Annotated in this window: 12 protein-coding genes; 6 read left to right on the forward strand and 6 right to left on the reverse strand. The window is 69.9% G+C overall.

Features of this window, described 5'->3' with window-relative positions:
* Positions 1 to 3: 3 nt before the first annotated feature.
* Positions 4 to 816: a DUF3159 domain-containing protein gene (locus IH48_RS0111850; protein WP_030902721.1), complete on the forward strand. Its 813-nt coding sequence runs from the start codon at positions 4 to 6 to the stop codon at positions 814 to 816.
* Positions 817 to 1403: 587 nt separating this feature from the next.
* Here IH48_RS0111850 and IH48_RS0111855 read toward each other — a convergent pair.
* Both IH48_RS0111855 and IH48_RS0111860 read right to left on the reverse strand, forming a co-directional pair.
* Positions 1404 to 2072 carry a potassium channel family protein gene (locus tag IH48_RS0111855; RefSeq protein ID WP_030902722.1) on the reverse strand — a complete coding sequence of 223 codons (669 nt, stop codon included), beginning with the start codon at positions 2070 to 2072 and terminating at the stop codon, positions 1404 to 1406.
* Positions 2072 to 2740 (reverse strand): potassium channel family protein, encoded by a 669-nt coding sequence (locus IH48_RS0111860; RefSeq protein ID WP_030902723.1) that lies wholly within the window; start codon positions 2738 to 2740, stop codon positions 2072 to 2074. The genes IH48_RS0111855 and IH48_RS0111860 overlap by 1 nt, the downstream gene beginning before the upstream one ends.
* A gap of 307 nt (positions 2741 to 3047) precedes the next feature.
* Here IH48_RS0111860 and IH48_RS0111865 point away from each other — a divergent pair, with 307 nt between their 5' ends.
* On the forward strand, positions 3048 to 5099 hold the full coding sequence (locus IH48_RS0111865; RefSeq protein WP_030902724.1) for an APC family permease: 2052 nt from the start codon (positions 3048 to 3050) through the stop codon (positions 5097 to 5099).
* Between the two features lie 183 nt (positions 5100 to 5282).
* On the opposite strand, the gene rpmB is transcribed toward IH48_RS0111865, so the two are convergent.
* A complete protein-coding gene (rpmB, locus tag IH48_RS0111870; protein ID WP_030902726.1) occupies positions 5283 to 5507 on the reverse strand; it encodes a 50S ribosomal protein L28 in 225 nt (74 codons plus the stop codon).
* A 423-nt stretch (positions 5508 to 5930) separates the two neighbouring features.
* Between rpmB and IH48_RS0111875 the strand changes: the two genes are divergently transcribed.
* From IH48_RS0111875 to IH48_RS0111885, 3 genes are all read left to right on the forward strand, one after another.
* Positions 5931 to 7259: a class I SAM-dependent RNA methyltransferase gene (locus IH48_RS0111875; protein WP_030902728.1), complete on the forward strand. Its 1329-nt coding sequence runs from the start codon at positions 5931 to 5933 to the stop codon at positions 7257 to 7259.
* 287 nt (positions 7260 to 7546) lie between these two features.
* Positions 7547 to 7741, forward strand: a complete 195-nt coding sequence (locus IH48_RS0111880) for a ribbon-helix-helix protein, CopG family (RefSeq protein ID WP_007445201.1) — start codon at positions 7547 to 7549, stop codon at positions 7739 to 7741.
* On the forward strand, positions 7738 to 8130 hold the full coding sequence (locus IH48_RS0111885; RefSeq protein WP_030902735.1) for a type II toxin-antitoxin system death-on-curing family toxin: 393 nt from the start codon (positions 7738 to 7740) through the stop codon (positions 8128 to 8130). The genes IH48_RS0111880 and IH48_RS0111885 overlap by 4 nt, the downstream gene beginning before the upstream one ends.
* A 581-nt stretch (positions 8131 to 8711) precedes the next feature.
* On the opposite strand, the gene IH48_RS0111890 is transcribed toward IH48_RS0111885, so the two are convergent.
* From IH48_RS0111890 to IH48_RS0111900, 3 genes are all read right to left on the reverse strand, one after another.
* Positions 8712 to 9401 (reverse strand): TMEM175 family protein, encoded by a 690-nt coding sequence (locus IH48_RS0111890; protein WP_030902738.1) that lies wholly within the window; start codon positions 9399 to 9401, stop codon positions 8712 to 8714.
* Positions 9402 to 9607: 206 nt separating this feature from the next.
* Positions 9608 to 10366: an SDR family NAD(P)-dependent oxidoreductase gene (locus IH48_RS0111895; protein WP_030902741.1), complete on the reverse strand. Its 759-nt coding sequence runs from the start codon at positions 10364 to 10366 to the stop codon at positions 9608 to 9610.
* 114 nt (positions 10367 to 10480) lie between these two features.
* Positions 10481 to 11146: a peroxiredoxin-like family protein gene (locus IH48_RS0111900; protein WP_030902745.1), complete on the reverse strand. Its 666-nt coding sequence runs from the start codon at positions 11144 to 11146 to the stop codon at positions 10481 to 10483.
* Between the two features lie 178 nt (positions 11147 to 11324).
* Between IH48_RS0111900 and IH48_RS0111905 the strand changes: the two genes are divergently transcribed.
* Positions 11325 to 11948, forward strand: coding sequence for a TetR/AcrR family transcriptional regulator (locus IH48_RS0111905; protein WP_030902748.1), 624 nt, complete (start codon positions 11325 to 11327; stop codon positions 11946 to 11948).
* Positions 11949 to 12148 lie beyond the last annotated feature (200 nt).

Consider the following 12148-nt stretch of genomic DNA (forward strand, 5'->3'; position numbering starts at 1 on the left):
CCGGTGACGTCACTGGACAAGCCCGCGGAGCCGGCGGATTCGGCCGAGCTCTCGTCAGGCGGTTCCTCCGACGACGCGAGGGCGGTCACCGAAGCCGCGCTCTTCGAGGCGTTCGGGGGGCTGCGTGGGATGGTGGAGACGGTCCTGCCGGGCCTGCTCTTCGTCACCATCTACACCATCGACCAGTCCCTGAAGACGTCCGCGATCGCCGCCGTCGCCGTGTCGGTGGTCCTGCTGGTGGTGCGGCTGGCGCGGCGGGACACCGTGAAGCACGCCTTCAGCGGCGTCTTCGGCGTCGCGTTCGGCGTCGCCTTCGCGATGGTGACCGGCAACGCCAAGGACTTCTACCTGCCGGGCATGCTGTACACGCTCGGACTCGCGCTCGCCTACATCGTGACGGCGCTCGCGGGCGTCCCGCTGATCGGGCTGATCCTCGGCCCGATCTTCAAGGAGAACCTCTCCTGGCGGACCCGGAACCCGGGCCGCAAGAAGGCATACACCAAGGCGAGCTGGGCCTGGGGGCTCGTCCTGCTGGCCAAGAGCGCGATCCTCTTCCCGCTCTACCTGTGGGCCGACACGAAGCAGCTCGGCTGGGTGCTCGTGTCGCTGAAGATCCCGCCGTTCCTGCTGGCGGTCTGGCTGACATGGCTGTTCCTCGCCAAGGCGCCGGCGCCGATCGACGTGTTCGCGGAGATGGAGGCGGCGGAGGCCGCGGAGAAGGCTGAGGCGGAAGCCTCCGCCGCCGGGACGCCGCCGGTGCCGGCGGACGCCGCCGACACCCCGAAGCCCCCGGCACGCCACCGCCGCACCGGCTGACGCCGGCGCCGGCCGCCGGGCGGCCGCTGCCCGGCGCCCAGCCGTGTCGCGTCGCACGCCCGCTGCCGCCGCCATGCCGGGCGCCCCGCTTCAGGGCCCGCTGCCCGCACCGAGCGGCTGCCTGGTACGGCGACCGGTGCGCAGGGTGCACCGGTGACAGGCCCCGGTGGGTGTGCGACGGCCCGCGCGTCCAGCGGCCGCGCACGAGGTGCGGGCACCGGCCGGTGGCCGGGGGAGTGCCCGACAGCGGGTGTGCGGCGGCTGTGCCGGTGGGCGGCGTCGCGCGGGGCACGCGCACAGTGGCCGGTGGCCCGGGCACCAGTCCCGGGGGCAGCGCCCCCCGGGGAGGAGAGCATTGCGGGCAGTGTTCGGCAGCGTGTGACCGGCGGGCGAGCGGACCGGTGGGCCCGCGGCAAGCCCGCGGTGGCCGGTGGCCCCGGCGCGGGTCCGGGGCAGCGCCCCGGGGTGCGCTGCGGGCAGCGGACCGGCGCCGTGCGGGCGGTGGGCCCGCGGTGGCGCGGCCCGCCACCGGCATGCGGCTCGCGCCGCACGCGGTGAGCGCACGGCGCGGGCCGCCGGGCCGCGGGCTACTGCTCCCGGTGGACCGAGAGCAGGTCCTCGAGCTGCTCCTCGCGGGCCTGGGCCGCCACGAAGAGCAGCTCGTCGCCCGCCTCCAGCGTCTCGTCCGCGCTGGGCGTCAGGACGCTCGTCCCGCGGATGATCGTCACCAGGGACGTGTCCTCGGGCCAGGTGACGTCGCCCACCTGCGTTCCCGAGATAGCCGACTCGGGCGGCAGCGTCAGCTCCACCAGGTTCGCGTCGCCGTGGCTGAAGCGCAGCAGGCGCACCAGGTCGCCGACGCTCACCGCCTCCTCCACCAGCGCGGACATCAGGCGCGGCGTCGAGACCGCCACGTCCACCCCCCACGCCTCGCTGAACAGCCACTCGTTCTTGGGGTTGTTCACGCGCGCCACGACGCGCGGCACGCCGTACTCCGTCTTCGCGAGCAGCGACACGACGAGGTTGACCTTGTCGTCACCCGTGGCCGCGATCACCACGTTGCAGCGCTGCAGCGCCGCCTCGTCCAGCGACGTGATCTCGCACGCGTCCGCCAGCAGCCACTCCGCCATCGGCACCCGCTCCACGGAGATCGCGGTCGGCGCCTTGTCCACGAGGAGCACCTCGTGGCCGTTCTCCAGCAGCTCGCCGGCGATGGACCGGCCCACCGCGCCCGCTCCGGCAATCGCGACGCGCATCAGTTGTGCCCTCCGTCCGGGCCCGCGGCGAACGCCGTCTCGACCTTCTCGACCTCGTCCGTGCGCATCACCACGTGCACGAGGTCGCCCTCCTGCAGCACCGTGTCCGCCGTCGGCAGCATGGCCTCGCCGAGACGGGTGACGAACGCCACGCGGACGCCGGTCTCCTCCTGCAGCCTGCTGATCCGCTGACCGATCCACGTCTCAGGCGTGTGCACCTCGGCGAGCTGTACCCCGCCGCTCGGGTCGCGCCACAGCGGCTCCGCGCCGGACGGCAGCAGCCGCCGCAGCATCTGGTCGGCCGTCCATCGGACGGTGGCCACCGTGGGGATGCCGAGGCGCTGGTAGACCTCGGCGCGGCGCGGGTCGTAGATGCGCGCGGCGACGTTCTCGATGCCGAACATCTCGCGCGCCACACGCGCCGCGATGATGTTGGAGTTGTCGCCGCTGCTGACCGCGGCGAACGCCCCGGCCTCCTCGATCCCTGCCTCACGCAGGGTGTCGCCGTCGAAGCCGACGCCGGTGACCCTGCGGCCCCCGAAGCCGGCGCCCAGCCTGCGGAACGCGGTCGAGTCCTGGTCGATCACGGCGACCGAATGGCCCTGCTCCTCCAGCGTCTGCGCGAGCGCGGCGCCCACCCGCCCGCACCCCATGATCACGATGTGCACGTGACGTCTCCCGCGCTCCTGGTTGCCGCACCGATCTGCGAAAACACCCTGTTCACTCATCCTTGTCGACGTGCCGGGCACCTGTGGGCCGCCGGGAAAGGCTGCCCAGAGGCACGAGCTTAAGCGGCGCCCCCCTGCCCGCCGCCATCCCCGTACCCGGCCGCGTTCCCCGGAAGGCGACAAGATTGCGACAAGAGAACGTACGGAGCCCGTCACCGTGCGCCACCGCACCCCGTGTGAGCAGGTGAACCGGGAATTCGGGGTGCTGCCTGCGCACCCGGCTGTTCGAACGCATACCATTCCGCCCGTGTCCAAACTGACCGACGTGCCCAAACGGATCCTGATCGGGCGGGCGCTGCGCAGCGACAAGCTCGGGGAGACACTCCTACCCAAGCGCATCGCGCTGCCCGTCTTCGCGTCCGACCCGCTGTCGTCCGTCGCATACGCACCCGGCGAGGTGCTGATCGTGCTGTCGGTGGCGGGTGCGTCGGCCTACCACTTCTCGGTGTGGATCACGCTCGCTGTCGCGGTGCTGATGTTCACCGTCGTCGCGTCGTACCGGCAGAACGTCCACGCGTACCCGAGCGGCGGCGGCGACTACGAGGTCGCCACCACGAACCTCGGCCCCAAGGCCGGGCTGACCGTCGCCAGTGCCCTGCTGGTCGACTACGTCATGACCGTCGCGGTGTCCATCTCGTCCGGGGTGGAGAACCTCGGCTCCGCCATCCCCTTCGTCGTCCAGCACAAGGCGATCTGCGCCGTCGCCGTCATCGTCGTCCTGACGCTGATGAACCTCCGCGGCGTGCGCGAGTCGGGCAAGCTGTTCGCGATCCCCACGTACGTCTTCGTCGGCGGCGTCTTCGTGATGATCGCCTGGGGCGCGATCAAGGGCCTCGCGCTCGGGGACGTCATGCACGCCCCCACGTCCCACCTGCACATCAAGCCGGAGAAGAGCGGCCTGGCCGGGTTCGCCATGCTCTTCCTGCTGCTGCGGGCGTTCTCGTCCGGCTGCGCGGCCCTGACCGGGGTCGAGGCGATCAGCAACGGCGTGCCCGCGTTCCGCAAGCCCAAGAGCAGGAACGCGGCCTCCACGCTCGCCCTGATGGGCGGCCTCGCCGTCGTCATGTTCTGCGGGATCATGGCTCTCGCGATCGGGACCAGGGTGCGGATGGCGGACAACCCGGCCGTCGACCTGCTGCGCGCCAACGGCCACGCCGTCGGCGGCTCGTTCGTCGTCGACCCCGTCATCACACAGGTCGCGGCAGCGGTCTTCGGCAGGGGCACGTTCTTCTTCGTGGTGCTGGCCGCCGCGACCGCGCTCGTGCTGTTCCTCGCGGCGAACACCGCCTACAACGGCTTCCCGCTGCTCGGCTCCATCCTCGCGCAGGACCGCTACCTGCCCCGCCAGCTGCACACCAGGGGCGACCGGCTCGCCTTCTCCAACGGCATCGTCCTGCTGGCCGGTGCGGCCATCCTCCTGGTGGTGATCTACGGGGCCTCGTCGACGCGCCTGATCCAGCTGTACATCGTCGGTGTGTTCGTGTCGTTCACCCTCAGCCAGACCGGCATGGTCAGGCACTGGAACCGGCACCTGCGCACCGAACGCGACCGGTCCAAGCGCCGGCGCATGATGCGCTCGCGCGCGATCAACGCCTTCGGAGCGTTCCTGACGGGCGTCGTGCTCGTGGTCGTCCTCGCCACCAAGTTCAGCCACGGCGCATGGGTCGCCGTGCTCGGCATGGTGATCTTCTACGGCACGATGACGGCGATCAGGAAGCACTACGACCGGATCGCGGACGAACTCGCGGCCGCCGACGACCCGTCCGAGGACACCGTCAAGCCGTCGCGCGTCCACTCCATCGTGCTGGTGTCCAAGCTGCACAGGCCGACGCTGCGGGCACTCGGCTACGCCAAGCTGATGCGCACCGGGACGCTCGAAGCGCTCAGCATCAGCGTCGACCCGGCGGAGACGAAGGCGCTGCGCGAGGAGTGGGAGCGGCGCAACATCAACGTGCCGCTGAAGATCCTCGACTCGCCCTACCGTGAGATCACGCGGCCGATCATCGAGTACGTGAAGTCACTGCGCACCGAGAACCCGCGCGACGCGATCAGCATCTTCATCCCCGAGTACGTCGTGGGCCACTGGTACGAGCACCTGCTGCACAACCAGAGCGCGCTGCGGCTCAAGGGGCGGCTGCTGTTCATGCCGGGCGTGATGGTCACGTCCGTGCCCTACCAGCTGGAGTCGTCGGAAGTCGCCCGCAAGCGGGCGCGCAGGCGCGCGGAGTGGACCGCGCCTGGCTCGGTGCGGCGGGGGCCCGTCGACGTGCGGCGCAAGGACGCGGGCGGCAAGAACTGAGGGATGCGGGCCGGTCGAGGAAGCCGGCCCGCCACGGGTCCCGACGGCACGTGCACCCACGAGCCCGGAAAAGCGAAACTCCCCTCGGGCCGATTCCCGGGGGGAGCATGCGCGGTGGTGAATCTGGAAAGTCTGTAACGACCGCTCGAACCGGCCACGCGGACCATCCGGCGCGTCAAGTCGTCAGGCACTCACGGCGCGCGTGGCCTTGCCGGCCTTCAGGCAGGAGGTGCAGACGTTCAGCTTCTTCGGCGTGCCGTTCACCACGGTGCGCACCGACTGGATGTTCGGGTTGAAGCGACGGGGGCTGCGGCCCTTCACGCGGCGCTTGATGGCCTGGCGACCGAGACGCGAGACGGTCCTGCCGAAGACGGGTGCCTTGTCGCAAAAGTCGCAACGCTGAGACATCGGAATTTCTCTCCACGTGGTGGTAGGGGGTGCGAACAAGCCGAGTACGAGCCAGGCACCAAAAGTTTTGCCAAGGCAGTCTAGCCTACCAGAGCCCGCGCCCCCGAATGCGCGGGTGCTGCACGCGGGAAGTCCACGAAAACGCCTGGTCAGGCCGGTGATGCGGGTCGTGACGGCGAACCGCCGTCACGGAGTGCACGGGCCCAGGCTACCTGCCTGAGGAGGCGGGAGCGCCCCCGAATTGGCTGCCGGAATTACGCCGGGAAACCGCCGGAGCAGAACGCGGACCGTCGAAATGCACACGCAGAACCCGCACAGAGCACCGGCCGGCGGCCCGTAAACTGGTGCGCTGCCGCCTGACAGAGGTACGGACGCGAACGGCCCGGCCTCCGCAACCTCCCGACGCTCTGGAGTCCCCCCTTCATGCCAACCGAGTCGAACGCCTCGCCAGTCGGGGACGAGTACGAGGTCGAGGTCGGCCCGGTCGCGCACGGCGGCCACTGCGTGGCCCGCACGGAAGAGGGCAGGGTCCTGTTCGTACGGCACGCGCTGCCGGGGGAGCGGGTGGTCGCCCGGATCACCGAGGGAGCGGAGGACGCGCGTTTCCTGCGCGCCGACGCCGTCAAGATCCTCACACCGTCCAAGGACCGGGTCGACGCGCCGTGCCCGTACGCGGGACCCGGCCGGTGCGGCGGCTGCGACTGGCAGCACGCGAAGCCCGGCGCGCAGCGCCGCCTCAAGGGTGAGGTGGTGGCGGAGCAGCTCAAGCGCCTCGCCGGGCTCACGCCCGAGCAGGCCGGCTGGGACGGCACGGTCGTGCCGGCGCCCGGCGACAAGCTGCCCGCGGGCGAGGTGCCCGCCTGGCGCACGCGCGTCCAGTACGCGATCGACGCCGAGGGCCGGGTGGGCCTGCGCAAACACCGCTCGCACGACGTCGAGCCGGTCGACCGCTGCCTGATCGCGGCGCCCGGCGTCGAGGAACTCGGCGTGGAGCGGCGCCAGTGGCCGGACATCGCCACGGTCGAGGCGATCGCGGCGACGGGCTCGGCTGACCGCCAGGTCGTCCTCACGCCCCGCCCGGGCGGCCGGCTCCCGCTGGTCGAACTCGACAAGCCGGTCTCCGTCCTGCGCGTCGAGGAACGCGACGGGGGAGTGCACCGCGTGCACGGCCGCGACTTCGTCCGCGAGCGCGCCGACGGCCGCACGTACCGGGTGGGCGCGGGCGGCTTCTGGCAGGTCCACACGCAGGCGCCGGCGATGCTGGTGGAGGCCGTGATGCAGGGCCTCCTGCCGAGGAAGGGCGACACGGCCCTCGACCTGTACTGCGGCGTGGGCCTGTTCGCCGGGGCGATCGCCGAACGCGTCGGCGACAGCGGCGCGGTGCTCGGCATCGAGTCGGGCAAGCGCGCGGCGGAGGACGCGGCGCACAACCTGCGCGGGATGCCGCGCGTACGCATCGAACACGGCAAGGTCGACCAGGTCCTGCCGCGCACCCGCATCACGGAGACGGACCTCATCGTCCTCGACCCGCCCCGCGCGGGCGCGGGCCGCAAGACGGTCACGCACCTCACCACACTCGGCGCACGCCGCATCGCCTACGTGGCCTGCGACCCGGCGGCCCTGGCCCGCGACCTGGCGTACTTCCGCGAGGGCGGCTACAGGCCGCGGATGCTGAGGGTCTTCGACCTCTTCCCGATGACGCATCATGTGGAGTGCGTGGCGATCCTCGAACCCGCGGACAAGAGGTCCTGACCTGGACTCTTGTTGTGCGGGTGGGTTACTTGACCTGTTCCCCTTCGTGAGCGGTTCGCGCCGACGGATCGATCTCTGTACCTCGCTGGCCTGCGGATTCGTGAGCGAGCTGCCTGTATTGGCCACGCCCTCAGAGGGAGTTCGGAGATTCTTGACACTCGGATGACGCCCGTAGCGGAAGTCTTTGCTGCACCGCCGCAGGCGCAGCGAGCCGCCTTCTTCGGCCCTGCGTTTTTGGGGACGCGGCTCGACCGGTCCGTTTGATACCGCTCAGGTATCATCCTTGTATGGCGATGACACTTCGACTCCCCGACGACCTTGACGCGAAGCTCACCGAGCGGGCTCGTCGGGAGGGTCGCAGCAAGCAGGAGCTTGCCATCGAGGCCATCCGCGACGCCCAGGACCGGGCCGAACTGAAGGTCGATGACGTCCTGGCCGAGCTGATGGACAGCGATGCGGAGATCCTGGACTACCTGAAGTGACGGACGTGCGCTACCTCCAGATCGACGAGATCCTGGCCATCGCCCGCGCGGTCAACGGTACCGAGCACAGCGTGCGTGACACGGGTCTTCTGGTGTCGGCGATCGAGAGGCCCCGGACGAATGTGTTCGGAGCCGAGTTGTATCCCACGCTGCACCAGAAGGCGGCGGCACTGCTGCACTCCGTTGCCCGCAATCACGCGCTGATCGACGGCAACAAGCGCACCGCCTGGCTCGCCATGCGTGTCTTCCTGCGGTTCAACGGCGTCAGCGCCAGTACCGCCCCGCCACCCGTCTCCGTGGCCGGCCCGTTCGTCGAGGAAGTCGCGCAGGACAACATCGATGTACCGGCCATTGCCAAGCGCCTGTCGGCCTGGTTCCCCGTTTCCTGACGTTCGAGGTCGTGGGTATGGGAAGGGAAGAGGTTCCGGGAGCGGTGCCGCTCCTGGCGGTCCGCCGGGCGGACTGATCCCGTTCTTGTAGGACCCGTTCGTTCAGCCGCTGATTCGTATGCTTTCGCGAGATGGGGCAGCGGGCCCGCTCGGCGCGCGAATGGCGTCCCACGCGCCTTCCCGTTTGGGGGGCAGGCAAGGTCCACATTGGCTACGACGGTCTCTTCCCAACCAACACCCGTCCCTGCTTTCACAGCGGTCACGGAACGTGCCGTCCGTGCCCCTCACGCGCCCCCCGTGCGCACTGAGCTGGTCCCTTCGCCTCCAACAAGCTGTGTCTTGCGGTGATCCACCGTCGGATCCGAGTGCAGGGAGCGTCTGCGGGTCAGCGACACGGAGGCGTCCATCAGCCTGCCGGTTGCGAAGCTGGTGGAAACCTTCGGAGCGCACTGGAAGCTGAGTCCTCGCCTTCATCCTGAGTACCCCTTGCCCGAGGCCCGGGTGCGTCCGGACTATGCGGTGGAGACGTCGGGGCGCATCACCGGCTTCCTGGAACTGAAGGCGCCAGGGGACGCACACCGCTACCGCAGAATGCGGCCGAGCGGGTTTTCGTGGAGTCCCTCGCTGGTGAGCGCGTGGTAGAGGATGACGGCGCCGATGCAGCCCAGGCCGACGGCCGGGCTGATGAACCAGCCTCCGACACCGCACAGTACGTAGAGTCCGAGGCCCGTGAGGGGGCGAATGCGCTGTGCCTTGATGTAGGCGCTCGGCACACCGGGTTCGAGCAGGTCGGGATGGCGGCGCAGATAGGTGAAGACTCCCCACCAGGGTGCCGCCATGACGGCTGCCACCAGCGCATACAGGACGACGGCCACACGTGCGTCGTGGCGGCTGTCGCCACTGGCCAGTGCCGAGCTGAGTACCGCTGTGGGGAAGGGGACGATGACCGCGCTGAGCAGAATGATCAGGTTGATCCACTGCATGCCGAGGTCCAGGCGCCGGATCCGGCGGAACAGCGCGTGGTGGTTGAGCCAGATCACGCCCACATAGACGAAAGACACGAGGAAGGCGACATAGGCGGGCCACTGCGAAGCCAGTGCCGACAGCAGGTCGCCCGGCCGGTATCGCGGTGCGCGCAGGTCCAGTACGAGCAACGTGACGACGATGGCGAAGACAGCGTCGCTGAAGGCCTCGACACGGTTGGTGTCCGAGAGCCGGAGATCGCCGTTGGACCCGTCAGGCGTAGGTTCGGAATCCGGTACGTCTCCCATGGCTGGACTCTATCGATTTCTCTGGCGCACAGCTCTTGCCCGGCGCCCAGGAGACACGCCCCATGAGCGCCGCACAGCTCAGCCGCCGCGAGCGGCAACGCACGCACGACCGCCGCCGAGCCGGCCCTGGCCCACCTTCGAACCCGGCCGTGTACCCACGGCAGGGTGTCGGCGGGTGTGACCGGTGGGAGGCCGGCGCGGCCGCCTCAGCGGGAGTCGGACACATCCCAGATCTCGCCAGACGCGTCGGATGCGAGCCGCTCGACCAGCGCCAGGGCGGACTGCTCCGCGGTGATCAGTGACCGCTGCTCGTGGTTCTGCAGGAAGCGGGCGTGGGTCGCTTCGCTCACGCGGCCGGCACCCTCGGTGCGGATGAGGGCCTGCATCGCGGTGTCCACCGACCCGGGGCGGTAGACGTTCGCGGTGACTCCCGTGCCGTCGAGTTCGGCGGCAAGGTTGAGGGTGTGCGCCTCGAGAGCGGCCTTCGTCATGGCGTACGCATTGGCTCCGATCATTGCCCCCGGGTGGGCCACGATGCTGCTGGACACGTTGACGACTCTCCCCCAGCCGACTTCGATCATCCGGGGCAGCAAGGCGAAGGCCAGGGATGCCGGGGCCGTCACATTGATGCCGAGGGAGGAGGCCCACACATCGGGGTCCATGCCGGCGCTGGGGCCGAGCGGCTCGACGGTCGCGGCGTTGTTGACGAGCACGTCCACCGTGCCGAGTTCGGTGACCGCCCGCCGCACGGTCTCGGCGAGCGAGGCCGGGTCGGCGAGGTCCGCGACCAGCGGGAGCGCCTTGCCTCCGCGGTCCTCCACCATCCGGGCTGTCAGGGACAGTTCACCCTCGGACCTCGCGACGAGGGCCGACGTCAGGCCTCTGTCCGCCAGTGCGAGTGCGATTTCCCGCCCGATGCCACGACCCGCGCCGGTCACCAGGGCGGCTTTGCCGTTCAGAGACATGATTCACTCCGTATCCGGATCGGTTGTCATCGTCGGCGGGCCGCAGGAGCGCCGACGTGCACGCGGGGCCACCTCCATGGGAGGGGGTGGCGGCCCGGTGGTCTGCCGCCCGCGTCAGTCGAGCGTGGTGAGGGCGGCCAGAATCTCGGCCGGCTCGGTGCGGGTGGTGTAGTTCGGGTGGACGTCGATCCACCGCACGATGCCCTCGGCGTCGACGATCGCCACTGTCGGCATGACGATGTCGTGGGTGCCGTCCGCGTTCACCGCCGTCAGGTCAAGTCCAAGAGAGGCCTGCGCCTGCCGCACGTCGTCGGTCGGCCTGGTGACGATGCCGAGCCGGCGGCCGATCTGGTTCCCGGGGTCGGAGAGCACGGCGAAGGAGAGCTCGTGGGCCTCCTTCATCGTCAGCGAACCGTCCGGTTTCTGCGGGCTGACGGCGATCAACGCGAGGCCGCGGTCTTCCAGGACAGCCGCCAGTTCCCGCTGGTAGGCGTGCAGGGCCGCGTTGCAGAAGGGGCACCAGACCCCGCGGTAGAACACGACAACTGCGCCTCTGCCCGAACGCGTGCGCTCCAGCGTGGTGGCATTGCCGTCGACGTCCAGGAGTTCGGCGTCAGGCATGGGCGCCCCCGCTTCGGCGATCCCGGCGGGCGCACCGGCGGCGTCCAGGGCGCTCTGTTCCGAAGCGAAGACCTGCAGCACCTCCGCGGACAACTGTTGCGCCTGGCCGGTGGCGATGCCCGCGACCTGGTCGGCGATGGGTGTGGGAGTGGTGGTCACGTTGAGCCCTCCAGGGAAAGTCGCTGATCAGGTACGGCGACGACTGCATCGGTGGTGCCGGTGACAATTTTTAGAGTAAGTCATCTAATAGTGCCTGGGGAAAAATAGACTGTCAAATCTAGAAGGCGCCTGTCGACAGTAGAGGGTGCGTTCCATAAAGTTGCTAGACTGGTCACTTGTGAAGAGCTCCACCGACCAGCAGCGACTGACCCCGAAGGGCCGGGCCACCCGGGGCCGCATTGTGGCCGCAGCGGCTCAGCTGATGTTCGAGAAGGGCGTGGCAGGCACCAGCACCGAAGATGTGCTCAAGGCCGCACGCGTGACCAGTCCTTCGCAGCTCTACCACTACTTCGGCGACAAGCACTCGCTGGTCCAGGCCGTCATCGAGCACCAGACGGAGCATGTTCTCGGTTTCCAGCGTCCACTGCTGAGCCGGCTGGACAGTTTCGAGGCACTCGAAGCCTGGCGCGATGCCGTCGTCGATGCGCAGCGCGCCATCGGATGCCAGGGCGGCTGCCCTATCGGCTCCCTGTCCGCGGAACTGTCCGACCATGACCCGAGGGCCCGTGCGGGGCTCGCCGCGGCCTACGGTCAGTGGGAGGACGCCCTTTGCGAGGGCCTGCGGGCGATGCAGGAACGGGGAGAGCTTGGGCAGGAGGAGGATCCGGAATACTTGGCACTCGCCCTGCTCACGGCCCTGCAGGGCGGCCTGATCATGAATCAGGCCAGGCGCGACACGGTCGCCCTCGAAACCGTACTGAACGCCATGATCGAGCGGATTCACTGCCACGCCCTCGTGTGAGAGCACGCCGGGGCCGCACGCCGCACGCCGCACGTCCGGGACGCACGGTCGCAGTGCCCCCCCCGCGACTGGACGGCTCCGGCCGTCAGGGGGTGCGCGGCGATCCTGGCGCCGTCGACGAGGTCGAAGATGCCCCGGTCGGCAGGAATCCGGTCACTCCAGGACCCGCGAGGCCCACACGCGGCCCGGGCCGCGGGTGA

The sequence above is a fragment of the Streptomyces sp. NRRL F-5126 genome, from assembly GCF_000721265.1.
In the GTDB taxonomy this organism is placed as follows: Bacteria; Actinomycetota; Actinomycetes; order Streptomycetales; family Streptomycetaceae; genus Streptomyces.